This window comes from Colwellia sp. BRX8-4 (genome assembly GCF_014077345.1).
Taxonomy (GTDB): domain Bacteria; phylum Pseudomonadota; class Gammaproteobacteria; order Enterobacterales; family Alteromonadaceae; genus Colwellia_A.
This window is the reverse complement of the sequence record NZ_JACGVS010000008.1, coordinates 33,750-60,589: the sequence shown is the minus strand read 5'-3', so window position 1 is coordinate 60,589 and position 26,840 is coordinate 33,750. Positions and strand designations below refer to the sequence as shown.

Sequence of the window (26,840 nt, the reverse complement as noted above, 5' to 3'; positions counted from 1 at the left end):
CTGTATTCATTGCTCTTGCATACGCTAACTTTCTGTTAGTATTTCAATCTAAATCTAGTTCGTCTTTATATTCAGCTAAAACAAAACCTCTTTGAGAAACTTCTAATTCCTCGAGTGTTACTCCTAAAACTTTATGCTTTAAACAATTTAAAAGCCTTGTTTGCCCCTTAGTACTAGATGCATAAAACTCAGTATTATCAAAATTAATTGTTGTAGCTTTAGATAACATTTCAGGAAATGAAGCTAATAATCTTTTATTGACTTCATTTATGAGTAATATTTCATTTAATAAAGAAAATAAGGCTTTAATACCTATTGTTTTAACTAATACATTTTTAGAGTCATCATCAATAGAAAATACAGTTCGTACAGCATCAAAAAATGCACCTATAACCTGGCTAATAGCTTCATCATTACCTTCTATATAGAGATTTCTTAACGAAAAATCAGCGTCTGGACTTAAAGTTTTTCTCCCTGCAAGTGTCAATAATTCTTTTTTATTTATACTATACCTATCTTCTTTAGGCTTTTTACTAATTAAACTAATAACTCCATCAACAAAAGATGCGGTAGATATCACCCAATCACCCTGTTTAACATTCCTAGTTTTCAAACGATAATTTATATGAGAATAAAAGAATGAACCTTCTGTTTCCGCAAAATGCCTACACAAATTTACAGCCAATAAATCAGGGGACCAATGCTTGCTTTCGAGGTTATCCAACTGATAGCCAAAAAGATTATATGCTAAGCTTTTATCAACCGGCTTTTGATTGAAGTTGATTGTTGCAAATACTGAAGCTTGTAGAGATGGAATTAGATCTAAGTAAATAGAGCAAGTTAACTCTATTTTTTTAGCTCTGGATTGTTCAAATGCAAATAGTCTGTGCTGTCCATCAACTATTGAACACACTTTGTCATCCGATGGAATTCTTATTTTATATAAACTTAGCTTTTCATCAATCACGGTAACAGTCCAGCTAATATCTTCACTAACCCTTATATCATCTTCATCATAATTAGCAGCAACAATGATTGAGTTAGGGAAACTTGCTTCATCGCTATCAATAAAATCACTGATCTCATTAAGTCTTGCTTTTCTAATAGATCTTTGTCCCCCTGAAATATCTTTTCCATAAAAATCTGCTGTTTTAGAGAATGACCTCTCAAGTAAAAAATCAGCATTCAGTTTCACACTATAAAACTCACCAAAGGGTTGAGAAACTTTAATTGCAAGAAACTCATTTTCTTTAAGGTTAATCACTTAGACCTCCTCCATTAAAGTTTGGCTTAGACTCTGATTTAGTACCATTTAATTCCTTACTTGTCTTCTTTATATCTAAAAAGTGGTCGCTTTTCACTGATATACTCAACCACAAAGAAACAGCTAAGCCAAAACTACAAATAAGCTGCCATGATAATATTTTAGGTTCTTTTAGTGCCCAAAAAGACAAGACAAATGCAACAAACCAAATAAATAAAGAAAATGAATGTAATGCTTCTGAGTCCTTACCGTTTGGTTTTTGATGCTTAATAAAGTTTTCTGCTGCTATTACCCCTAAAATACTTATTACGTACATGAAGATAGAAAAGTTTTCAAAAGTTATTTCTTTGAGATCTCCAATATATTCGATATATAGGGAGAGTGGCGTATTATCCTTCAAAGTAAAAGTCACCTCTTTTACCTGCCCACTTATAGCTAAAGTTTTGTCTACTACAACCTGCTTTAAAATATAGGCAGGCTCATTTAAATTCAATTCAAATGCTACAGGCACCCAAATACCCATAGTACCAATACCCACAGCTACAATTGCAAAAAAGAAAAACTTTGCATTTATCATTTCAGTTAATGTTTCCAGGCACTCTCGAATAATATAACCATACCTTTCAAACGCAATTTTCAAATTATCCCACAAAATTTTTCACTCCATGTACATATTATTAATTTTAAATCCAAGTAATATCTACTTAAACACTTCTTTTAGATGCCAATTTAGGTACCCTAAATTAGGTATCAAGTTATCCTTCTTCGGTAAACGTATTTGATTATCTTCATAATCAAAAAATAAGCGCTGTGCCTGTTCACCACCATTTAGACTCTCTGACAATTTAACTTTAAAATTCTCTGTTATTGAAAAAGCTCCTTTATCAAAAGCCTTATGATGTAACGAACATAACGTTAACCCGTTATTTACATCACATGGGCCATGAAATTGCTTCCACTTAATGTGTGCAGCTTCAAGGCCAACAGAAACATCATCCATCCGTAGGTCATAACCACAAACAGCACATTGATAGTTATAAGCTCGTAATACATTTTTTCTAAAGTTAGGATCACGTTTTTTTACATGGAGTGTATTAAGTTCAATACCTAACTGTGCGGCTATATCGGGAATGATGCTTTCAGGAAAGTTCTCACTTAAGATTGACTCGATCAGTTCAAGTATTAATTGAGCATTGCCATTTAAAATTGAAAAAGCGTCATCATCAAAACCAGCAGTCACCCCATATTTATATAGTTCTGATTTTGCTGGATCAGTATTACTTTTACGAGATTTACATTCGTCATCATTATTTACCGTCCAAAAACCATCATTTTTCAAACGCCAAAAGGGATATTCAGGATGATAAATAGATCGTTGCGGTCCGAATCGTTTAAGTAAATCGTGTACATCTTGATGTAAACTTTCTTCGTATAAAAAGAATTGTTCATGCCCATCTAAATAACGGGATAATGCATAAGCCATCATTATGGGCTTATTAGGTGCACGCTGATCATTACGCTGCCAACACTTTACGCCTAAAATGGCAGTTTTAAGTTCATCAGGTGTCATTCAATAACTCCCAAAACGCTTTATCTTTAATTTTTTGTACTTTTTTATCACCATCAACATAAAGGCTGTAGTGCTTATCAAGTTCACGAATGGTTTTCATTAATTGCTCTTGATCGGCTTTATCATCTTTGTTGAAAATGGACTTAATATCTTGATTTTTTATTTGACCAACACGATGAACGATCCAACTTAATATATAGGCTGAATAGTCATTCTCGCTGGTTTTAAAATGGGTTATATCTTGCGTTGACAGAATAACGCCAACACCATATTCACGGCCTTCTTTCAGCACTTTACGAAGGCTTGGGAAGTTTTGTGACATGAAATTATCGGCTTCATCCACCAGTAGTAGTTTAGTCACTTGTCTGAAGTCACCTTGTACTTCTGGCTTGCCTTGTTTTTGCATTTGTGAATAAAACAAATCGAGTGTTAGTGCTACTACTAGGTTTTGTATTTCACCTGGGTAACCCGCCAGCTCTATCACGGTAATACCTTCAACTAGCTCATAAAGCGAAGTACATTTAGTAATATCAGTTTCAAATATTTCTAACTCATGCAGGCTTTCTAGTGCTGCGTATAGCGAGTCTTCTGTTGGTTCGCTTTCTTCAAATAACGCCCACACATCAGCAATGGTTGGCGCTGGTTTAAGCCATGTACTCGGGTCACCTTTTATAATTCCGGCTAAGTCATACGCTTCACCAATTAACTTACGTAATTTAAGCGTTTGCTTTTGACCTAAACCAAAGGCTCTGCCCATAGTTTCTGAAAAGCCGCGAGCTGTATGCACTGGCAACATTGGTGTGTCACCAAATAAGCTTAATGGGTTGTAAGGCAACTTATGTAAGTTAAATTTCTTACCTTGGGTGGCCTCAATAAATTTATCGTCAACATAATCAGATTTATAATCAAAAATAAGAATACCAATAGGTTTACCATCAACATTATTATGCTGGTTACGATAAAGCTGAGTTACCACTGACTTAGTACATTGTGTTTTACCTGTACCCATAGTGCCAATAATACCTGAGTTGGTATTCATGAACTTGGCAGTATTAGTAGGCTCCCACAATATAGCTTGCTCATTTTGTACGCTATGACCAATTAATACTTTTAAGGTATCTGTAGGTTTAATTACAGGTGTGGTTTGATCTTTAATCTGTTCTAGTTTGAATTTTTCCAATTGTTCATTAATGTAATCAAATTGGCTTTCATAATCTCCAGGGGAGAGTTTATCAGCATTATCTTTGACCTCTTGTAATAGCTCAGGGTGTTCATCAAAAACTATTTCATGAACTTTTAAGTGATAAGCAGCCTGATCATGAACAGCGAGTTTTTGACCAATAAAATCATCTGGACATGTATCTTCAGAGAAACGTTTAATGGCTTTTAAATCACTCCTATTTATTCCATCAATATTTAAATCAAGTAATTCGGCCTTGGCTTGAAGCTGCCCTTTCATTTCTTCGTGAATAGCTTCAAGCTTTTTCCATTCGTTTAGAATAACTTTTAATTGATTGCAATAATCCCCAGGATGCAATTCTCTCGCTTCTTGTTTAGTGTCGTGAAGTTTTTGCCTAGCACCTGGTAAATTCATATTTTCAATATTAATATACGCGCTGATGTGTTTTTTAATTTCGTTTAACTGACCAGAGTAATCATCTATATATATTTGTTCTGTGTGCGATACTAAAGTGTCCCAGGACCAATCAGGCATATCTGCCGGTTTTAAAGTAGCTATTGCTAAAAAGGCTTCTGTTTGCTCTTTAATGAAAATATCAAACATTTCTTTATCATCAAAATAAGCTTCTTTTGCCGCTTTAACTATATTTTCAGCGATATCTTTGGGTATATCAGTAGGGATGGATAACACAGGACTTTCCGTTAACCTGTTATCAAGCTGTACTTTAATAAAGCGATATTGTTTCTCATAATCACTAGGGTAAGTAATTTCTGCTTCTGCAATTATTGATTCAAATTGATTTAATTGTTCGTGTGGCTCTTTCAGCCGAAGTTCTTTAATTTCATTGTAAAAACTAACTTGTTTTTTTACTGTCTCGACTATAGCGATCTGCTTACGTTGTTTTAGCTCTTTAGCAAATAATAATATTTCTTCCCAGTCAGAATCATCTATCTCAGCTGGCTTATGCGTCTCTATTGTTGAAATTTTAGTACTAACCGTTTTTAAGTCCGTTGCGACGGGAATAGCATTAGGACTTTTGATTTTACTAATTTCATCATGAACAAACTGAAGCTGACTTTCATAATCTCCAGGGTACAACCAATCAGCATTCTCTTTGATTTTTACGACTTCTTTATGATAACCATCTAATTTAGTGTCAAGGACAGCATAAAATTTATTCATTTGAAATTTAATTGCTGCTAATTGCGTTACGGCGTCTTTAGGATTGTTTTTATTAGTAAATTCGAGGATATCATCCCAATCACCTTCACAAATATCTGTAGGTTGAAGTTTACTTATTTCCGCTTCTGCAAAATCATTATCACTATCTATGTTAGTTTTATTTACTTGTGGTTGGTTTAACTTATTATGGATTACGTCAGTAGACTCAGAAATAATTTGAGCAGGCGAGTCATTAATACTCTCATTAAAAAAGGTTGTAGATGGACCAAAGCCTGAAACTGCATCATTAAGCATTGCTTTGAATATTTTAAAGCTTGTTACCATTTTAGGCGTAATGTCCAATTGCCATTCAAGTTTATATTCTTCTACACTCATTAATTTTTGAACATTAAAAGGTGATCCCGAATATTTTCTTACGCGTTCAATAATAAGTTTAATGTCATCTGGTATTATTAATTCATCAACCAACGTACGGCGACTCACCTGTTTTTCAGGTAATTCAACTATCCCTTCGTGCGTGTTTTGGATAACAGAAGACGACTTTAAAGATTCATCACTTTTGACTAATATTTCTTTTTTGCAATCCTCTTCATTCAAAACATCTTTGGTATAAGTTTCTTGATTAATACTATTTTGAATTTGGGTATTATTTTTTTTATCACATTGTATTTCTTGATATGAAACGCCAGGATTCAAAATATATTTTTTAGGAATATAACAAAGCTTTTCGGGGCAAACGTCATGCATTAGTTCTTGCAGTGGCGTGCTAACAAAGCCTCGTAAATAACTAATGGGCAACTGAATTTTTAAAATATTTTCTACTTCAGTAAACTCAGCCTCAAAGAACGTATCGTTTTCTACGTGAGATACTAAGAAACCCTCTGGGTAGTTATTAATTTCAGCAAGGCTGTAATCACCTTGTAACCACCATTCTCGTTGGTTAATGAAGTCCGTAAAATAATCTTTTTGATACAAGTTATACAGTTTATATTTATCAACTTGCATGAGAACTTGACGAATAAATAAGCCTCGATATAAGCTGCCAGCAAAGTCTTGTCGGCCAAGTATATCTTCAGTTAAGTAACGTTTAAGCTCTTTCGCTTGTTGTACACCTTTATTGTGGGTTTGTTTAACACCAGTTTTAACTTCAAGTGGGAGCAAATATATTTGCTGATTTTTAAAGCCTACAAACAAGACGTCATCAGAGATAACTCCTGACTTATAACCTTGAACATTACGAGAGAAGTCACTATCGCTCATTTTTAAACCGATATTACCTGCTACTCTGATCATTTCAGCCACTGATAATGGCACCCAGGTAATATCTGATTTAGACAATAAGCAATTTACAAATTTGTAAGCGCCAATAATGCCTTTTTTCTCTTTACGGTCGTTTTCATTTTTACGAGCATCGCCATCAGCTTTGATCATTTTTAATAACCATTCACCGTTAAATGCATTAAATTCTTCGGTGATACCGCCTTCGTCTTGCTCTAGTACTTTTTTATACAATTCAGTTTGCTTACTCACCGTAATGGCATCGTAATTAACTGAGTTGGTATAATTGTCTGAATAATGAATAAGCACTAGGTCGGTAGCATTTTCAAAAAAGTCTAATGTCACCTTAGGATCAATGATTGTTGTCCATATTGAACTTTGATATGAGCGATCTAATAATGTTTTAAAACTGTCACTAACCGCCAACGCCATAGATTTAGACAAACTATGTTGTTCGTTCGATTTTCTCGACGGTTTAATTAAGCTCGCAAGACTTTTAGCTACGCGTAAATGAGGTAATGCTTTTGTATCAACTCCTTTTAAGCCAAAACCAGTAAAGTAGCTATCTTCTTTACTTGCAGCAGCTTCACCAGCCAGTAGACCATGACAAACTACGCCACTTAACTCTTCAGCTACATTAACGTCGGTTGGCTCAACTTTGTTATTGTTTCTAAAGAAACTTAAATGCGCATAAGCTTGTTCGGTAGTTTTTCGGTTTTCAAACTTACTGTAAGTTAATCGCGTTCTTAACAAGTCAATGATGGTGTCAGCTTGTTCACGGATAGCGCCTTTGTCTAACTCATATAACGCCTTAATTTCGTCATAACTAGCCGTCTCTGCAAATTTATCAAATTCGGTGAATGATAGTTTGTCGTCGTATAAGTTCACGTGTATTTGACAAACTTTGTCTTTTTGGTTTTTAACGTAATCGACTAAACCTAAAAACAGTTCGTGGTTTTGTTGATTATTTACCGAGTTAATGATTAAGGTTGAGCGGGCTCCTGCATTAAATAATGCTGAAAAAGCATCTTTAAATTCACCTACTTTTTCTTTAACTAGTTTGCGAACGTAAGCATAACTAGTGTCTTGTTGAGGTACTAACTTAAGCCAAAAACAATTATCTTTTTCAAGCTGATTATATGAAAAACCATGAGCTGGGTCATAAACAAAGGGTAATAACCCTTGTGCATTTAGCCTACTAATAGTGACTTTAGGTAGCCCTTTAAAACTGCCTTCTTCGTCTGCGACTATGTTATTAGCTAAGTTAAGATAGTAAGCTAAATTTAATGGATGAAATGGTGTAAGTAGCTCTTCATCATTGTAGTTTGCAAAACCGATATTAACCAAACGCTTTTGCGCTTTGCTTAACATGATATCAATGCCAATTTCTTCAATCGCTTGTAAGTATGAAGTAACTACGTCACTAACTAACGCTCTAAAGTTACTGCCCCAACCTAAAATGCTTGGTAAGGTTTTATGCTCAACACAAAAGTCAAAAATATTTCTGTAAGCAAGGTAAAGCTCAGGGTAGTCACCTTCAATATTTTGAAGATAAACACACGCCGTTTCATCATCTTTACGGGTAAGTAATTGATTATCTACTAACTCAGCTTCCCATTGTAATAATGTTAATCTTCGTCCTTTGGGCGCAACTTCTTTATTATCTAAAATAATTTTTGATAATTTACCCTCAGTGCGTTTAAATGTCCCAAAATAGTCATTTTGATATAAGCGTACAAAGCGGTCTTGATCTAACAATAGCGGCAGTGTTAATGAGTCAGTTGCAATAGCCCCTTCCACATTAAAGGTTAAGCTTGAGTTGTTACTTTTGACAATGAAATGTAAACGATCAGATTCGTTAGCAACTTGTTCAAAATCTATTTCGCTGATAGTTTCCGTTTCAAATACGTCACCAACCTCTTCAAGTTTTGCCTGATTTCCCTGTTCGGCAATACAAAAACTATTATCTTCGGTTTGTAGCGTAATGCGGCTTTTATTGGGTTCAATTAAGTAACAGTGTCTAAATGAGTCAATGTAAAACTCATTAGCGGGTAACACTAAAACTCGAAATTTAAAACGCTCTGCTGTTTTTTCACGCTTTAATATTAATGAAAAGTAAAGTGGCTGCTGGTTGAATTGTCCTAATACTTTAACTTTACTTCTTTTATCACCATCTCGAGTAGTAACACTGATATCATCTAATTTATTGTGTTGAATAACGCATTGTTTTTTATCGACGCTTCCGCCTAAAAAGCTTAATTCTAGGTTAAATTCTGTTTGCTCTGGCTCTAATACTAAAATTAACTGTCTGTCGCGCATGCCTGTTTTGCTTTCAGACTTATTGCGGGAAATTAATTCACCTTGTTTTAAGGTTTCTGTTTCAAGCTCTAAAGAATTATTAAGGTTTTTAGCTTGCTCTTGAAAACAATCCCCTAACTCTAGCTCGGTTCTCCAACGCTCTGGTTTATCACCACCAAAATTTTTGCTGATAAATTTTTCACTAAAATTTATTTCAGCTAACTTTTCATCAAGTTCGTTTGGAAAATGATGGGTGATGAAGTCTAGCTTCTCATAGAGCTTTTTATTTTTGTCTAAACGCTCGTTAATTTGTTCTTGTTTTCCACTCCAATTCAGAATAGCGGGATCTTCAAGTAGCCCTAATTCACCAAACTTCAGGTCACCATCGAGTAATGCTTTGTATAACTCAACAAAGCCGAACATAGTTGCGCCATCGTCTAATATTTGTTTGAAGCGGTGTTCAAGCAAGCATTCTGAAACTTGATGGGAGTCATCATGATCATTGATCAGTGACTTCATCGATTCTTTAATAATTTCTACATGCCAAACACAGCCCGGTTGTGCGACATCTTCAGCTGAATTAATTAAGGTATCGAGCATACTGTTATGTATAACAAGCAACGCCGTACCTTTTAATTCCCCCTGCTGCCCTGCAACTTCATCGCGTAAATGGGATATAAAATTTTCTGAGAAACCTTCACCGTTTTCATTATGCAATACCGGAATTAAGTTTACTTGACCACAAGTCAGCACATTAATTGCAATGCCTTTAACGTTAATAGTAGATTGCGATAGCGCAATAAAAGCTTGATGAAGCTTTTTACTATTTTTATTGTCTGGTGACTGGAACTGATAACGGTACCCTGCTTGTATTCTATCAGCACTTTCTTTAAGGAAATGTTCAGTTAGAAAGGTCTCAAATTGTTTTGTTGACATAAACTGCATCTCCACTATCACTCATACGTTCAACATTACCAATACGTTCATAAAACTCGATTAGCGCTTGTTGGCTTTGTTTATCAAAATATACACCTCTGGATTCAAAGGCTTTGATCAATTCATTAAATCTTAAGCGGTCTAATTCACCAATAGCTAAATTAGTCAGTAGTACTAAATAATCTTGATTAAATACTAGTACTCTACCGGCTCTGCCACGGCTCTGAATAAAGTGACCACACAATTCGGTTTCAATGGTGCGAACATATTTCACATTAATATCGTGACGTGATTCACCACGAGAGAATTGATTAACTGACAAGTTAAGTAATGATTGCAGGCCAGATAAAGGATCATCTGAGCTTTCTAATGCAAGCTTTAATCCACGCTCTTCTTTAAACACTTGGGCATAGCTATTTAACCATTCAGCCGTTTCAGGAAATTCAGTTACTGACTCAGCTACTGCCCAAAGAGGCTGCATCTTAGTTTTAGGTATTTGCAGTCCTTCATTCATGGAAAGATATGGGAATATATTGCATAAGGCTGATTGCATTGGTTTATAGCCAAACTCATGCACCATAGTACGTTCATCACTGGCTTTTTCATTATCTAGAATAAAGTACGTTGGTTTGGCTTTAGGCTCACCAGATCGCCAGTCTTTAATATTCATTGCTAACTGCGAGGTATAAAGGAAAGTATAAAGGCGCAAAAAATCTTTAAATACACTAAGTAAGTATTTTGGTCTTTTGCCTAAAAACGATAGGTCTTGTTGAAAGTGTTTTGCTAAAAAAGGCAAATAAGGCGCTTCATTAGCTGTTTTAACTATTGTGTCTTTTGATTTGCCTACAGTAAGATAGTTATTAAATTCTTTATAAAGCTCTTCTTCTATAAAATTTAATTTTATAGAAGGTTTGTCGCTAAAGAAGAAGTTTTGCAGCAAGCTAGAAAACATACTACCAAGTCTTGCATTTGGTGTACTACCTGAGGTTTTTTGTGCTTTAAATAGTAAAAACTCAGGGGCGATTTTAAAGAGATCATCTGCTTCAAAATACATTTTTTCAACAATAGGCCAAAACTCATCATCATCAAGTTTTGCAAAAAAGGCATTTTGACAACGCTGTTTGAACTCATCAATACCTCCCATAGCTAAATCTTTACGGTAAGAAGTTTTAACAACATGACCTAATACGCTGTCCCAGTTGAATGCACCAGTTCCGTCTTTTGTACGTACGGGAAAGAAGCTATTTAAGGCATTTCTATTGCTAACATCTGCCACAGTTTTAGGTAAATCTGGTCTTAGTAGCGTCATTTTATAATCCACTCACTTCAAAGTCTTCGCCATCATTTGATATCTTAATTCGCTGGTCATTACGCAGGATATACAAGGTATTAGCGCTGTTAGCTACTTCTGCAATGCTATCTACTATTTCATCAAGGATCACTACAGTGTTTTTGTCATGTTTGTTAGGACGATAACCATCAACTATGCGTTGCATTAAGTGCAATAAGTTTATATTGGCGTCAATAAAAATAGTCTCATCAGCTATTTTAAAGTACATGCGAAATTGCGAAACCTGCTCTTCCATATAACCAATAATAAAATTCAAATCTGCTTTTAAATCTATATGTGCTGCTAGCTGGTAACCATTTCGCTCACATATAAAAAACTCACCCTTATTTAAATTTGGGGCATTTCGATTGTTATATTTGTGAATTGCAGTAATAGCGATATCTTTATAAAAAGCTTTTATAGCTGAACGCTGTTCAGGAAAACCTTCATAGGCGGTATGCAAATGCCAAATAGACGAATATTTATCAATAAGCTGCTCATGGAAATCTGCTTTAAATTCACTGTGATAATTATTGGAAAACTCAGCATTTCTTAATATATAAAATAGTCGTAAATAGCTTTCTGATTTCTGGCCTTTACGAACGCCTTTTGCAGTTAAGTCTGTTAGGAATTGATCGAATCTTTCATCTGGTAACTTTAAGCTATGTGACAAGATAAATTTATCAACTACTCTAGATCGTGTATTTGCTGGATCAAACTCTGCAATTTTACTTACCAGTTCATTATCACAATCAACAAATAAGTTATCAGCTAAGTAACCTGGTCCAGCAAGTAAATGAAAGATGAAATCTAGAAGTGATCTTGCTGTTAAAAATTGATCTTTGATTAACCTAGCTTTAAATAACAAATCAACAATGACGTCTTGTACTTCGTTAACGCAGAGCAACTCATAGTTAGCACAAAGCCTTCTATCTATTTTCGATGACGCTAATTCTTTATCAAAATACTGACGAATAATATTGTTTTCTACAGCACAGATTCTCTGCAACAATTGTTTGGCAAACTTTGATGAATGGCCACTTTGCTGTAATTCAAATTTGGGGTATTTTTCGAAATTTAGATAAACATAATCATCTTGTGAAATGTCGCCATCTAAAAAGCCTTTTATAGATTGCTTAATTTTATCGTGATTACCTTCTTCTGCATAATTGCCTAACATACCGATGTTAATACCGACAACTAACGGTTTATTCCCTTCACTAAAATCTTGGAATACTTTATCTAGGGTTTCTATTGCCGAATCATTTGGTTTAAAACTATGCGTTGCATCAAGGTGAAAATCAGCCCTGTTACTAAATTTGTGGCAATATTTAGTTAATATTTCTGATTTTCCATCGCCACTACTGCCACATAAGAAAATAATTTTCTGTTTATTAGAAGAGAGGCTCGATAGTTCTTTGAGAAAGTCTTGTTCGATATCAGTTTGGATATAGAGGTATTTTTTAACATCATCTAAGGAAGCTGATACAGTTTCAGCCCTATCTGTTGAAACCGCATATGGCGAAGATTTTGAAAGTACTGAGAGTACTTTTCTTAAATTTAATGACTCTTGCATTAATTTTTCATCCTAAAAAATGAGCTACAAAAACTTGAAATGTTTATGTGTAATGAAAGATGAAAGAATTAAGAGATCAAAATGGTAAATTAAATAGTAATATTTTGTTTTCCATAACACTTCTAAAACTAACACAATACATTAAGATACATTATGCGAAATCAAGAATGCTTTACTTGCAACAAATTGTCAATTGCAACTTGCATAACTTAATGAAATTATTAATTAAAAAATGACTTAGAGTATATTTTAGTGAAAAAAGAGATTGATTATTATAAATGTGGATTGTTCAAGCGTATCGAAATCTATCAAGCTAGTGCTATTATTTTTGGTTTAACATGTCTTTCAAACGAAAGCATATAACCACAACACTAAAAAATTAACATTAAATCTATTTGTGTTTCAGTACTAATGAGCTAGATAAATAAAGGGATAATTGATGCTAAAAAAATTAACTGTCTTTACCTAGTACGAAAGTAAAAACATTATAAACGGTTAGAATTTTTTATCTTAGTTCCACTGATAACATGATTTCATTGTCACCCTATTCCTTAGCTAATCTATTTGTATTTTTATATTGCGACTCGTTTAAGTAGTGAAAACATATTAACGCCTTAAAATATATGATGTATTTTATGAATTAGAAGTAACTGTGGTCCATACTCTATTTAAATAATAAATTACTGGAAATATGTAATGTTACTACCGATTGCGTTAATACTAGTTTGCACTATTGGCTATCTCGCTCAATCTATTGGTTTGTGTATGGTTAGAGGTGTTAACGAATGCAAAAATGGCAAGCCAGAGTTTCTGTTAGCCATATTATTCAGTGGTGTTTTGGCTTGGGTTGCTATGCTTTATGCTAATTATTTCGGTATCCATACTAACTTTAAAACCTATGAAGTAAATAGTTGGTTTGTAATTGGTGGAATTATTTTTGGCTTAGGTACTGCATTCAATCAGGGCTGTGGTGTTTCGACATTAAGTAAATTATCTCGAGGTGATTCTAAAATGATTTTCACTATTACCGGTTGGATAATAGGTTGGTCTATTTTAGCTCAATGGAGTCCAACTACAACTCACATAAAATTATTATTATCTAAAAATATCACGTTAGGAATACTTGTTTCAATATCAATTGCATTATTAATTTGGGCTTTTAACGGTGATAAAAAGCGAACAAAACTTTGGCTAACAATGATGACAATAGGCCTCATTGGTGGTTTTGTGTTTCTCTTTGACGATAAGTGGACTCCATCTGGACTTTTACAAAAAATTAGCCATGCTTTAACAAGCGCTGATAAAACTTTATGGCCTCCAATGGAGAGTTACTTTGTATTTTTATCTTTGATAGCTGGTATGTTAACCGCCGCTTGGCGTTCGAAAAGGTTTAAAATAGTAAAGTCTGACTGGAAGCAATGGCTTCTACATTTAATGGCTGGTGCCTGCATGGGGATAGGTGCATCACTAGCGTTAGGTGGGAATGACTCTCAATTATTACTAGCTTTACCCACGCTATCTCCTGGGGGTATAACTGCTATTTTGGGGATGCTAATAGGTATCTGGAGTGGGTTATACATTCGTGAAATATATGCAATTAAGAGTTTAAAACAGTGATTAAAAGAGGCTATGACAAAATCTCTGTTGGTTCTGATTTCGTTACAGCCTCAGTTTAACTATATCTTATTCTATCATTGCCATAAATTTTACTCCTGTATGGTTAAAAATTAATGTGAGTCCATGTAAAACTTTATAGATAGCATCCTCCCTACCTCAACAAATTTCAACATTTCTTGAGTTAACCCATCACCAAAATTCTTATGCATCATGTAAAGCTGATCTTTTAATAACTTTGGATGACTAAAGGTGTCTAAAATATGATCTAATTTAGATAATGAAGTTAGGGTATGTATTTTATATTTATTAGCTATACATTTTGGGCTATTCTGCACCCTATAATATTGGACTTTATTTATTTTTAGCCAATCATGGATCGTTTCTTTAGTAGGGTCCCAAGACTTTATATTTTGGTCAATAGTTCCCTTTTTGTCACATACATAAACTTCATGGTCAGTGATGTATTTGCCCGTATCATGTAATAAAGCAAATATAAACACAGCTAAAGGACTAGTACTTTCGTACATACGACGATATTCTCCATCTATATCTCTGTAAATCTCTGAGCTACGTTCAATTAAAGATGCAGTATATAAAGCAGAATGAATTGAATGCAAAAATGCACCACCAGCATGTCTATGATGATCATTGCATGAAGGTAAATAAAGATAATATTTTGCAATATATTCAATAATAGGTAAAACGAACCGATTAAATTCATTATTATTGAAAGGTAAATATTGTCTCGCCTTAGTTATGTAAATTTTATTTTCTAAAATAATATCCTTTATATCGTTTTTAGCTCCTAAACTTAGTGATATAGACCAGGGTAAAGATTTATTACGTATGTCTCGTTTAATATCTCTTCTTTTATTTAATAAACTAGCAATTGTATTACAAACATTTTTCATCATACGTTCCTTTTGTGTTAATAAAGTGTATTTAGAACTCAAAATTAATGTTGAGTTAGATATTTATTTTCTGAAATTTTAAAATTTTTGACCAATACAGTCTCCCAGCAAGCTGTTCTTTTATTTAAACGAATAATTTTCACCAGCGTTAATAGATAGTTATAACGAGTACCTTTTGTGAACTTACTAATATGCTCTATTAGAAACCACAGCAAATGCTTTTGTTGATATTGGTAGACATGGCATGAAAAACGCCCAGATATAGCTGCTGCAATTAGAAATGATCTTTCATGATGCTTTGCTTTAGAAATTGCCGCGCCAGTAAAATTATCACCAATAAATATTTTCATTTTTATCTGAGCAAAGGTTAATTTTTTCAAAGTGTTATCTCCCACAATAACTGTCTATTATGTATTCACGGTTGTGACCTAACTTATTACTTATTTTTTTTAGTTTTTCTTTTATTTCAGGTGTCTTCGTTACCGATTTTCCACTTATAACCGGAGCTTCAATACCAAGTTCATTTTTATAGTCATCACAAGCAAAGGCTGCCCGTAAATCATGAATTTTTTCGATTCCAAACTCTTTCAAAATAGGTAAAGCAATGTTATGAATTCGGCGGTAGAACGTGATTAGCTTTTCACTTTTAGGAATAAAAGAAACTCTATTACTTTGAGCTACTACAGCCATCTCAAGAGCAAAAACCACCCTTTTATTTGACTTAACTAAACGTTCGACTTTTTTACCCCGTCCTCCTTTTGTGCCTTTTCGTATATCAACATGTCCTTTGCTTTTAGTTTCTTTGAGACTTTTTTTTGCATCAAGCAATATTGCTTCTCGTAATCTCAAACCCAAAACCCGTGCAAGCCATATCAACAATGCAATGTCAAAACCAGCTTTAATGCTGATTTTTCTACAAGCCTGTTTGAGCACAAATAAAGACATATTGGGTGCGATTTTTCTTACATGGCAACGTGGACCAAATAATATTTTAGGACTCAACCAAATACATTTATCACGACGAAATGCATGCATTACAACATTGATGCTACTTATTAGGTTATGAGCGTAATGCGTACTTATATCGCCAACCAATACACGATCTAATATCCGTAATGCATATAGTTCAAATAGATCTTGAGTGATATAAACTGCATTATTGGTGTTATTTTTTTTACAAAAATCAGCAAACAAATTAAATCGATGACAATGGGTACTTATGGTTGCAAATCGGTTACCTTTAATTTCTCTTAAAGCTTCTTTAGCCGAAAATTTTAGACCTTTTCCTTTGCCAAAATTACGTTTTGGATTTTTCATAAGAAAACCCTCCTATAAAATTATTGAAGTAGATAAATTAATAAATATGTTTTGGTTCATTCATGTGCCAAAAAATGTTTAGTGTTAAGTAGGATTAAGGCCTACCGCCCATTGAATGAAATTTTTTGATGGTTTTTTATCGTTGAATATATGGCTGCTCTATTGGGTTGGCTAGCAGCTGATTTTCTAAAAAATCATATTCTTTTATTCAGTTTGATTTATCAATAATTAACAAAAACCCTTTAAGAGTGATGTTTTCCAAGGCAAATAGGTTCCCGTCTCTATTTGAAAAATCAAAATAAACAAATGTAAAAAACTTTTAGTTAATAGAAAAATAATGAGAAGGTTTTTCTAAAGCCGAAACAATTCTATGGATTTTTCAGCGTGTGTAAGCAAGAACAAATCATTTTTTAACTTGTTATTACAGTCGATAAATCGCTTTTGGTAGCGAACTGAATAACTTAAACTATATGGCTTCTCTTAATAGTTTAAGTACATTTTTCTACACTGATTGACAATATAATTCAGTAATTTGATAATTATCATTTCCTGATACCAGTGACTGTTATTTAGGCAGCGTGTAGTTCATAGGTAGCTACACGATGTTGTATCCTTTATCGATTATTTTAAGACTCATTAGTCTTAGTAAATACCATTTTATAATGGTGTTTTTTTGTACAAACCATTGAAACTTTATATAAAGTGGTTTGAGAAGTTTATTAAATTTCTTTAATACTTCTATATTGAAAGGCTCAAAAGAGCAAAATCGCTTTCGCGAAAACATCTTCTAATATACTCTTAAATATTTGTAAAGCCATAGCCGCACCGTAAATTGTAGTAGTGCAACAAAACCAAAGTAAAATACAATAAATTCAACAATATAGAACAAATAAACCAAGAAAAACTCAATTTATTGTGTGTTTTTTTGTTAAATCCCCTCTTCAATTTTTCTTTGTTACACATATAGAAAATATTGAAAACAACTGAATGTAGATAATTAATCATTTGAGTTTTGATCATTTATCTCCCACTTAATGGGTCAAAAAACAAATAAATTTATTACGAACACAGGTCAGTAATTAACTAGTTTTGACGAAAATTTAATTGCAATAAAAATGGATTTATCAGAAGGTATATAAAACAAGGATGTATAACAAAAAATGGAGATGAAAAACCTTCATTTGTCGCTATATATTCACACGGTAGAATGTAACCATTAATGACAATGACGAGTAATAGACATGAACATACTTAAACCCTTATTTTTATCTTCGCTGTTAACACTGACCGCTTGTTCATTAACGGCTTATCAAGAAGCTGAGAATCAACCTGACAACAATTATAAAGAAGCCGAGTCGTCGTTGCAGTTCAGATTTGCTCTTCGTCATTTGATGCCTCAAAAAGAAGTCCTATATCTAGAGCGTACATTGGCGAATGCTGAATATGACCCTGAACGTTGGAGCCAAAGTATGGCTGATGAGGGTTTTATCACTTCAGGTCTTTTGTCTGGTGGCTTGGATAACTCAAGTGCTGGTGCCGTAGGGTTAATTGCTAAGTATGCCATGAAGAGTTATGAAAACCGCCCAACTTTGCCACATACTTCATTCTTAGTTGTTCCAAAAAGTGAACTTCCTAATGCCGCTATGAGTGTTGAAGAAGCAACCGATTTTTATAGACAAAAAACCATAGATAACATTAAAGAAACAGCGACTGAATTTGGTTACTCTGTTAAATGTATTGATAACTGCACTGAAATGCGACCCGTGTTTGAATTGAATTTGCTGAATAACGTAACTAACCACATTTATTCACCCTCTGTTATTGTTGTTAGTACCAGTTTAAATGAATTACGTAAACCTGATGATTCACTATTGAGTGTTTTTGGTGATGACACCGCATTCACCAGTGATTATAGTGGATGGGTTGTTAGTTTTTATTCATTGACTTTGGTTGATGGAGATAAAGTATCTTATACAACACTTAATTTACCAGATGGGTTAACGGCTAAGTTCCCGAAAAATGCTGACCCAATAATCAGCACACCCATCGGCAGAGATATTTACCGCAACTTCAGCGCTAAAATGAAATCTTGGTACAAAGGTACATCAACAAAAGACGGTTATGCTGTATATAACGGCACCGTTTACCGCCTAGCTAACATATCTAGTTTTTCAAAATTCACAGGTTACCCAACCAGCAATTAATCGTTTTTAGTTATTATTGGATGGAATCGATGAGGTCAGAGTGTTTTAAAATACATTTTGACTTTAATTTCAAAAAATCATGACTTGTCGCCCATTTCCTTTAGTTTATTATTTATAACAATACAAGTTTTAATTAGCGCAAAACATCACTTTGTTCCATTAAAACAATCGTAAGTAAAACATTATATTTTTTTATTGAAACAGTTTTTCCATGCTAGATTTAAAAAGTATTATTATTTTAATCCAGGAACTGTAGAGAGGGTACGCTTATGAAATTTTTAAAATTACAAGATTTACTAAACCGTTATAATATTCAGCGAGCAGCGTTTTGGCGTTGGCGGAAAGATTTAGGTTTTCCGGCATCTATCACACCGGAAAATACACGACCTATATGGCGGTTAACTGACGTAGAAAGCTGGGAGGAGAATAACTTTATAAAAAAATAATATACATTAATCAAGTGAAGCACATAGTAGAGAACTCTTTTAAGGAGTTTACCTCGTTTTCTGCTGCTTCTCTAAATGAATTATTTAGTTCATAGCTTGAAAAAATATCGTTTCCCATAGTTCATAGGCCTCACGCTGTTCTTCTAGCCATTCATGTTTATTATACACGGCTAATATGCCTCCTAATGAGTGTCCTAGCATTTTTTCAGTCACGTGCAGCTCAACCTTTTTTGATGATAATATTGTCGAAAGTGATCTTCTGAAGTCATGGCAACTCCATCGTTCCATTTCCATATTTTTAACAATTGAACGACTTAGCTTGTTAATGGTTTGTGGACTAATATGCCTATTGTAACTTCCTGAAGGAAAGACAAAGTGAGTTAAATCACCAAATGTCTCTATTTGCCATTTAATAATTTTTAATGCTTCGGGAGCTAGTGGTCGAACAAATTTTTTATTCGTTTTACTTTTAGCTTTTGGAATCGTCCATAGCTTCGTATTTAAATCTATGTCACAAGCTTCCATGTGCCTAATTTCACCGAGCCTTGCGCCAGTGAGAATAGCTAATTTTATGGCATTTTTGGTTGTTGGGTAGCATTTTGATTGATTAAGTGCTTTCCAAATAACTAAAACCTCTTTGGGTGAAACAACCCTATCCCCTATTTCAGATGCTTTACCTACATCTTTTGGCGCAATCATTAAAATAGTAGAAGAAGAAATGATGTTACGTTTTATACAAAAACGCATACAGGTTTTTAGCCTAACAAGAATATCTTGTGCGGTTATTTCGGTATATTCATCTTCAATTTTATCAAAATAATTATACCATTCTCGAATTGTCACATCCTCGACAGGAAAATCAAACGCACCAATAGCATGACGTTTTAACGTGTAACAGTATAAGTTCTGAGTATTCTTACGAAGTTTTGAAACATGCCTATCTATAAATGCATAGATGCAATCATCAATACTAGCTCCACTTGGTGTTGTTAGCCTTTTTAATTCGACGATTGGGTCTTTACCATTATTCAACAACTGACGTAATTCAGGGATTTTGTCTCGGGCTTGTGCTAAAGTCAGATCAGGAAAGCGACCAAGGGTTAAACGTTTTGCAATAGTTTGAAACCGATACCTGTACTGAAAAGAAATTGAGCCTGTTTGAGTGACACGAACACTTAATCCATCACGGTCAGCTAACTCAAACCTTTTTGCATGTGGTTTATTTAACAAAGATTTTAATTTTGAATAACTTATCGTCATATTGTGTACACAAAAAACCGCTCTAATGGCGTACACAATAAAATAGCTTTTGTGTACACACAAGGGTACACAAACAAGAAAAAACATCGATATTTAATAAAATACAGCAAGATACATTAACAATAATAAAAACTTCAACAGATTGTTTTACCTGGATAAAATGAAACAAGAATCTTCTCTAAACAACACAACTAACCAGCCAACGATTCTCTGGCACGATTATGAAACTTTCGGTATATCGCCGAAGTTTGATAAACCGTCTCAGTTCGCCGGTATACGAACCGATCATGATTTAAACATTATTGGCAAACCAGAAATGTTTTATTGTCGGCCGCCACAAGATTATCTTCCGCAGCCGGAAGCTTGTTTAGTTACGGGTATTACTCCGCAGAAAGCTCAGCAAGAGGGTTTATCTGAGGTTGAGTTCGCTGAACGTATTCATACGTTATTTACCCAACCTGATACCTGCGTTGCTGGCTATAACAGTATTCGTTTTGATGATGAATTTACCCGTTACCTTCTTTATCGTAATTTTTACGACCCTTATGCACGGGAATGGCAAAATGGTAATTCTCGTTGGGATATTATTGATATGGTACGAGCTTGTTATGCCCTTCGCCCTGAAGGTATAAACTGGCCAACCGTTGAGCGAGATGGCGAACAAGTGGTTAGTTTTCGTCTTGAGTTATTAACTAAAGCCAATGATATTGCTCATGAAGCCGCGCATGATGCGATGAGTGATGTTTATGCCACTATTGCGATGGCAAAGTTGATTAAAGAAAAACAGCCTAAGCTTTATGACTTTATTTTTAATCTGAGAAATAAAAAGCAGGTTGCTGAATTAATTGACGTTTATAATATGACGCCGATTGTTCATACCTCAAGTAAAATTTCATCGGAGCACGGTTGTACCAGTTGGTTCGCCCCTTTTGCTTATCATCCGGTTAATAAAAATGCCATTATCGCTGTAGACTTAGCGTTAGATCCACAGCCATTATTTGATTTAAGTAGCGATGAAATCAAAGCGCGATTGTATACTCGACACGATGAATTAGCCGATGACGAATTACCCATTCCCATAAAACTTATTCATCTCAACAAGTGCCCTATTGTTGCGCCAGCAAAAACATTATTGCCTGAAAATGCCGAACGTTTGAAGATCCCTCGCGAGCTTTGTTTAGCAAATTTGGCTAAGTTAAAACAGCATTTAGAAGTAAGAGATAAATTAGCAGAAGTATTTGCTGCCGAAGACTATAGCGACCAAGCAAAGCCAGACGCTGAGCACTCTCTGTATGGAGGTAATTTCTTTTCGCACGGTGATAAAGCACAAATGGATATTCTACGTGAGCTTTCACCTGAACAATTAGCGACTCACCCGTTTATTTTTCAAGATGAACGATTAATGCCTTTATTATTTTTATATCGAGCCAGAAATTATCCATTAACTTTAAGCAGTGCTGAACAACAAAAGTGGCAGCAGCGTTGCCAAGACAAAATTCAGTTTGGTGGCAAAGGCTTATTAAGTGCTGATGAGTTTATGATCACGTTAGAGAATTTAGCGCATGAACATGAGAGCGATGCAGGAAAAATGAAGGTGCTTAAAGCGCTTTATCAATACTTACAGTCTTAAGGCTAATAATATGAATGCCTTAGATAGTTAAACGTTAACTATCTAAGGCATGAAACTTAACTATCGCAATTCATATCTAGATAATTTATAAGGTTATTTGTTGTTTCTTCAATATTACTCACGTCACATGGAATGACTAATATTGTATTATCACTCGCCATACAGGCTAGAACTCCTAAGCGCTCGCCCATATCCTCAACAATCTTTGAAATCAATGTCGCTGCACCAATAACCGTTTTGATAATTATTTGTATATGATTGTGTTTGATTTCTAGAATCACAGAGTCAATAGACTGTTTAGCTCGAGGAATGTGTTGTTTTAATGGCAACCGATAAACAGCGTCATTATTGTTATTACGAAACTTTATTGCGCCCACCTTTTTCAATAAGCGTGAAATTCGTGTTTGTGTAATATTATCAAAACCACGTAATGACAACGCACGCGTTAATTGTAACTGAGAGCCGAAACGCTGGTCATTTAACAACGATTTTACCGCATCAAGTAGCTCAGGTTCTGAAATATTAATCATAAATATTGTCTACTATTTCCGTTATATAAAACAAAGGTTTCTTCCTAATCTAATGCTTTAGCGTTATAGGTTGTTCAATAAAACGGTCAATCCCTAAATACGATGCTTGAGCGCTTTGACTGTTATAATTACTCGGTTCAACCTGTTTGCTATAAGCTGTTTGCCATTCTATCAATGCAAAATCATCAATATTAAGCGTTAACTCCTCTCCATTTTCAAGAATAGCTTGAGCAATGACTCGATAACTTTTATAGCCAATTCGTGGTGAATCAAACTCTATTTCAACATTTTTCCATTCTGTATTTTCACTTAAATCTATTGAGCCAATTAAATGTTTTTCACCATTTTCAAAGGCATCAAACAGTTTTTGACGGGTTTTTCGCCCTTGCCAATAGAAATTGATTTTCACCGAAGCTTGTACATTGAATTTTGCTTTTAATGTCATCGGACTACTTGGTTTATATACTCTTTTAAAACTCTGCATACCAAAAGTATTGCTCTGTAATGGTTTTAATTGTATCGATAAGCTATGTTGTCCACTTGCACCAAAATCATTAATCGACGTACTTTCTCGGTCAAATAACCAACCGCGTTCAGGGCTATCAAAAAGCATAAAGGTTTCAAAGTCACTGCCATTAATAAGGTTTGTCCCTAAACGATAACTCACCTTGTTATTAGGTAAAACGATTTGTGTGATAGGTGCTTGCCATGGCAATTGATATAAACTGGTAACACGTTCATTAGCGCTAAACGTTAGTTGTGTTTTTGATGTGTCTTGAGGTTGAACTGTATCTAAAACTTTATTAGCGGTAATAACACCGTGACCTCCTGATTGGGTTATTTCCGTATTACGAATTTTAGACAATGTTTTAAGGCGTTTCATTACCGTATAGCGATTAGTACCTGTTGCAGGTGTTGGTTTATAACCTTTAACATAAATAGGCACTATTTCTGCGCGATGAAATTTTTCACCATCAAGCCATACATACAAAATAAAGCTATGTTGAGTCGCACTAAAGTTTTGATCGAATATAAAATTCCCCATTGAATAGGCAATTAACTTATTATCATAAAGCTCTAAACCTTGAGTAACATGAGGATGATGGGCTATCGCTAGCGCTGCACCTGCATCTAAAGAAGATTTCAATCGTTGTTCAGTAACCCCTGTAGGGCTATTGGCGTACTCTTGGCTACCATGGTATTGAACAATGGTGATATTACCTTTTTCGACTTGCTTGGTCACAGAACTCAACATATTTTCCATTGAGCCATATGCTGCACCACCATGATCGTTATTTGCCGTTTGTGTGGGATTTGCGCTACCTTCCCAACCTACGTAACCAAGCATAGAAAAGTTATTGTTCTTTATTTTTTGTTCATGGGCTTTCAAGGCAGACTTTTCATTAATACCTGCACCAGAATAAGCCAACTGACTTTGAGATAAAAACTTTAACGTAGAATGTAATCCTGAATCCATATAATCATAAGTATGGTTATTACCGAGGGATACATAATCAATACCTGCCCAACTTAACGCATCTAATATTTCAGGTTGAGAATAAAAAGTGACTGACTTTGGTGCTCGTTCAGTCGGTTTTTCATCGGCAATTTGTGTTTCTAAATTAACGGCAGCGTAATCTGCGATACTCATGTAAGGTTTAATATGCGAGACAATAGCGCGACTATCTGCTGCTTTATTATCTGGATGTATCAATATTTCATCACCAAAATAAGGTTTATAAAACCGTCGTCCCATCATAACGTCGCCACCAAAGGCCAACATAACCCGATTTTTCGCTTTTTTAACTAAAGTTATATCACTAATGTTTTTCTCTTTATCTAGAGATTGCGATAATTCAAAATGGCTGAATGTTTGAACATTAGAGAAATAATTAGGATGGGATAAAACAATTTGGTAACTATCAGAAATATTAGCATGAATAACAAATGTGCCTTTCTGGTTTGTGGTAACTTTTTTATCTCCCACCTGCACATCAACACCAGCAAGTGATTTTCCTTGTTCGGTATTTACCTTGCCATTAATAACAAAAGTATCGTTAGCGAAACTGTTTACCGTTACCATGAATAATAAAACTGACCAGAACTTGTTCATTAAAACTCCTAATTTAAAACAATCAACATGTACTACTATATAGATTTTTCATTGAAACTTTTATTCATAAAACAAACATCCCTATAACCTAAGGGTATGGACTTAAACCTGATTAAACTCATTAGCATTACCTATAGCCTTCATTTATGAATCACCAAAATTTTATAAATATTAATGTTGAGAGAATTGAGTGAGGATAAGTCATACCCTATTAATGATGAAACAGAGGCAATAATGAAAAATTCAACAACTAATAATGATGGAGAAACAACTGAAGATAAGAAAATAGCCAATTCATTTTTTACGCGTAGTACATTAAGTGATGCACATGTTAAACCCTCACTGTCTACTTATGAAAGCGACGATATAACGCCCTTTTATATATTAGGGTATAATTAAGAAATTGAATGATTGCTTTTGGGTGGATTTGGTTGTAAATGTCAAAACAACTTTTTTAAAGATTTTTAAACTTTAGTGTTAATACGATTTAACAGCTTTATTATTGTCTAGATCCCGTCCTGTGATAACAGGAGATGTAATTAATTCATCATGAGAAAAAACGTTATTGAACTAAGGTTTAATAACGTTATGGTTTCCACTTACGTATTACTGTTATTAACTAATGAGCAAGTTAATTAACAAATTTACCGGCAAGCTTTTTCAAATACTTTCCTTGATGAATGACTAATTCACCATTTAGCATCACATGCTCTATCCCTGTTGAATATTGGTTCCAAGTAGAAAAGTCAGCCTTCGCACTAAAGGTTTTTGGATTGAATACAATAATATCAGCTTTATAGCCTTTAACTAATTTCCCTCTATTGTCTAAACCAAGAATTTCAGCCGTTTTACTTGAACTTTTTTTAATAAAGTCAGCTAAAGTAAGTAGTTTCTTTTCAACAACATACTTTTGATATTTTTTAGGGAAGCTCGCATACTTCCTTGGATGACCATTAGTTCCATCTGACGATGTAACCACCCAAGGTTGTATCATGAATTTTTCAACATCTTGTGGCGACATATTAAAAGAGGCAACACGAACATCACCTTCTTGTACTAATTGAATCGCTGTAGTAATGGCGTCTGATGATCTTTTGTTTGCCACTTCAGCTAGAGTTAATCCAACAAGCTCTTGGTTTTTAAAAGCAGTGATCAATAATGATTTTGGTCCACCGCGCCGGCGAATGTTTTCAGTAATTTCGCTACGTAGTTTTTCGGCTAACTTAGGATCATTTAATCGTTTATAAAAGGCTTCTTTTGAATCAGCCATGACCCATTTGGGCATTACTGCACTGTGTAATTTAGTGCCTGAAGCTAACCAAGGGTATTGATCAGCTGAAATACTTAAACCGCTCGCTTGAGCTTGCTCTACTTTTTCAATGACATTTTTACTTTGCCCCCAAACATCAACACCCAACGCCTTAATATGAGCAAGGTGAAGATGTATATCCGCTGCACTTGCAATATGAATAGCTTCGTCGATTGCTGCACTTAAACCGATATTAAAAGTACTTTCGTCGCGTAAATGCGTATCATAAACCCCGCCATATTTACTCGCAATTTTAGCCAGCGTTACGACTTCTTCGGTATTGGCAAAACTTCCCGGTACATAATAAAGCCCGCTTGATAAACCTAGCCCGCCAGCCTCCATTGCTTTCGTCAATAATAGCGACATTTCGTCAAGATCTTCTTTTGTTGCAAAACGTTGAGCTCGGCCCATTACTTCTTCACGCAGACTGCCGTGACCAACGAGTAAACCAACATTAGTACCAATACCATTAGCTTCGAGGTCTTCAGCTGCTTTTGCAATATCGACGGGACCTTCACCATCATTTCCATTAATAACCGTCGTTACGCCTTGGGTCAGGTAATTTAAATTATGATTTTTATCCTGACTATAAAGCTCTGCTAAGCTATGTGTATGTGGATCAATAAAACCTGGGCTAACTACTTTGCCTTTAGCATCAATGACTATTTTAGCAATTACGTTATGATCACCTTGTGGATAAACACCACAAATAATATCACCGCATAGTACGATATCTAATGCTTGTGCTTCACCATGGATACCTGTGTAAACTTGGCCATTTTTAATTAAGGTATCAACCTGCTCTTTCGGTTCAAAAGAACAAGAAAATAAACTAAGCAAACAGCCCGTTATTAATACTTGTTTAATCATTTTCTGACTCATTAACCCT

The 26,840-nt window shown here is 34.5% G+C and carries 18 protein-coding genes; 5 read left to right on the top strand and 13 right to left on the bottom strand.

Features of this window, described 5'->3' with window-relative positions; genetic code table 11:
- Window positions 1-43 precede the first annotated feature (43 nt).
- Genes H4J56_RS08715 through dptF form a run of 6 tightly spaced genes read right to left on the bottom strand, consistent with a single transcriptional unit; the run spans window position 44 to window position 12,614 of the window.
- Window positions 44-1,264: a DGQHR domain-containing protein gene (locus tag H4J56_RS08715; RefSeq protein WP_182259190.1), complete on the bottom strand. Its 1,221-nt coding sequence runs from the start codon at window positions 1,262-1,264 to the stop codon at window positions 44-46.
- Entirely contained in the window at window positions 1,257-1,904 is a 648-nt protein-coding gene (locus H4J56_RS08710; RefSeq protein ID WP_182259189.1) for a hypothetical protein, read from the bottom strand. Before H4J56_RS08710 ends, H4J56_RS08715 begins: the two co-directional genes overlap by 8 nt.
- Window positions 1,905-1,964: 60 nt before the next feature.
- A complete protein-coding gene (locus tag H4J56_RS08705; RefSeq protein ID WP_182259188.1) occupies window positions 1,965-2,834 on the bottom strand; it encodes a phosphorothioated DNA-binding restriction endonuclease in 870 nt (289 codons plus the stop codon).
- Window positions 2,824-9,708: a DNA phosphorothioation-dependent restriction protein DptH gene (gene dptH, locus H4J56_RS19660; RefSeq protein ID WP_259368175.1), complete on the bottom strand. Its 6,885-nt coding sequence runs from the start codon at window positions 9,706-9,708 to the stop codon at window positions 2,824-2,826. The genes H4J56_RS08705 and dptH overlap by 11 nt, the downstream gene beginning before the upstream one ends.
- Entirely contained in the window at window positions 9,689-11,017 is a 1,329-nt protein-coding gene (gene dptG, locus H4J56_RS08690) for a DNA phosphorothioation-dependent restriction protein DptG (RefSeq protein WP_182259187.1), read from the bottom strand. The genes dptH and dptG overlap by 20 nt, the downstream gene beginning before the upstream one ends.
- Window position 11,018: 1 nt before the next feature.
- Window positions 11,019-12,614, bottom strand: a complete 1,596-nt coding sequence (dptF, locus tag H4J56_RS08685) for a DNA phosphorothioation-dependent restriction protein DptF (protein WP_182259186.1) — start codon at window positions 12,612-12,614, stop codon at window positions 11,019-11,021.
- A gap of 696 nt (window positions 12,615-13,310) precedes the next feature.
- Here dptF and H4J56_RS08680 point away from each other — a divergent pair.
- Window positions 13,311-14,231: a YeeE/YedE thiosulfate transporter family protein gene (locus H4J56_RS08680; protein ID WP_182259185.1), complete on the top strand. Its 921-nt coding sequence runs from the start codon at window positions 13,311-13,313 to the stop codon at window positions 14,229-14,231.
- Window positions 14,232-14,341: 110 nt separating this feature from the next.
- Here H4J56_RS08680 and H4J56_RS08675 read toward each other — a convergent pair whose 3' ends face one another.
- Genes H4J56_RS08675 through H4J56_RS08665 form a run of 3 tightly spaced genes read right to left on the bottom strand, consistent with a single transcriptional unit; the run spans window position 14,342 to window position 16,459 of the window.
- Window positions 14,342-15,145 carry a TraI domain-containing protein gene (locus H4J56_RS08675; protein WP_182259184.1) on the bottom strand — a complete coding sequence of 268 codons (804 nt, stop codon included), beginning with the start codon at window positions 15,143-15,145 and terminating at the stop codon, window positions 14,342-14,344.
- 41 nt (window positions 15,146-15,186) lie between these two features.
- Window positions 15,187-15,522, bottom strand: coding sequence for a hypothetical protein (locus tag H4J56_RS08670; protein WP_182259183.1), 336 nt, complete (start codon window positions 15,520-15,522; stop codon window positions 15,187-15,189).
- A 4-nt stretch (window positions 15,523-15,526) separates the two neighbouring features.
- Window positions 15,527-16,459, bottom strand: coding sequence for an integrase domain-containing protein (locus tag H4J56_RS08665; RefSeq protein ID WP_182259182.1), 933 nt, complete (start codon window positions 16,457-16,459; stop codon window positions 15,527-15,529).
- A gap of 1,241 nt (window positions 16,460-17,700) precedes the next feature.
- On the opposite strand from H4J56_RS08665, the gene H4J56_RS08660 reads away from it, so the two are divergent.
- Together H4J56_RS08660 and H4J56_RS08655 are read left to right on the top strand one after the other, a co-directional pair.
- Complete coding sequence (locus H4J56_RS08660) at window positions 17,701-18,663, top strand: hypothetical protein (RefSeq protein ID WP_182259181.1); 963 nt, start codon at window positions 17,701-17,703, stop codon at window positions 18,661-18,663.
- A gap of 269 nt (window positions 18,664-18,932) precedes the next feature.
- A complete protein-coding gene (locus tag H4J56_RS08655; RefSeq protein WP_182216833.1) occupies window positions 18,933-19,109 on the top strand; it encodes an AlpA family transcriptional regulator in 177 nt (58 codons plus the stop codon).
- An 84-nt stretch (window positions 19,110-19,193) separates the two neighbouring features.
- Here H4J56_RS08655 and H4J56_RS08650 read toward each other — a convergent pair whose 3' ends face one another.
- Window positions 19,194-20,369, bottom strand: a complete 1,176-nt coding sequence (locus tag H4J56_RS08650) for a site-specific integrase (protein WP_182259180.1) — start codon at window positions 20,367-20,369, stop codon at window positions 19,194-19,196.
- A gap of 160 nt (window positions 20,370-20,529) precedes the next feature.
- On the opposite strand from H4J56_RS08650, the gene sbcB reads away from it, so the two are divergent.
- Window positions 20,530-21,999 carry an exodeoxyribonuclease I gene (gene sbcB / locus H4J56_RS08645; RefSeq protein WP_182216837.1) on the top strand — a complete coding sequence of 490 codons (1,470 nt, stop codon included), beginning with the start codon at window positions 20,530-20,532 and terminating at the stop codon, window positions 21,997-21,999.
- 56 nt (window positions 22,000-22,055) lie between these two features.
- Here sbcB and H4J56_RS08640 read toward each other — a convergent pair whose 3' ends face one another.
- Window positions 22,056-22,529 carry an ArgR family transcriptional regulator gene (locus H4J56_RS08640; RefSeq protein ID WP_182216839.1) on the bottom strand — a complete coding sequence of 158 codons (474 nt, stop codon included), beginning with the start codon at window positions 22,527-22,529 and terminating at the stop codon, window positions 22,056-22,058.
- A 49-nt stretch (window positions 22,530-22,578) separates the two neighbouring features.
- Entirely contained in the window at window positions 22,579-24,642 is a 2,064-nt protein-coding gene (locus H4J56_RS08635) for a CapA family protein (RefSeq protein WP_182216841.1), read from the bottom strand.
- A gap of 234 nt (window positions 24,643-24,876) precedes the next feature.
- Between H4J56_RS08635 and H4J56_RS08630 the strand changes: the two genes are divergently transcribed.
- Window positions 24,877-25,041, top strand: coding sequence for a hypothetical protein (locus tag H4J56_RS08630; RefSeq protein WP_182216843.1), 165 nt, complete (start codon window positions 24,877-24,879; stop codon window positions 25,039-25,041).
- A gap of 232 nt (window positions 25,042-25,273) precedes the next feature.
- Here the strand turns inward: H4J56_RS08630 and H4J56_RS08625 are convergent, their stop codons facing one another.
- Window positions 25,274-26,833 carry an amidohydrolase family protein gene (locus H4J56_RS08625; RefSeq protein WP_182216845.1) on the bottom strand — a complete coding sequence of 520 codons (1,560 nt, stop codon included), beginning with the start codon at window positions 26,831-26,833 and terminating at the stop codon, window positions 25,274-25,276.
- Between the last annotated feature and the right edge of the window lie 7 nt (window positions 26,834-26,840).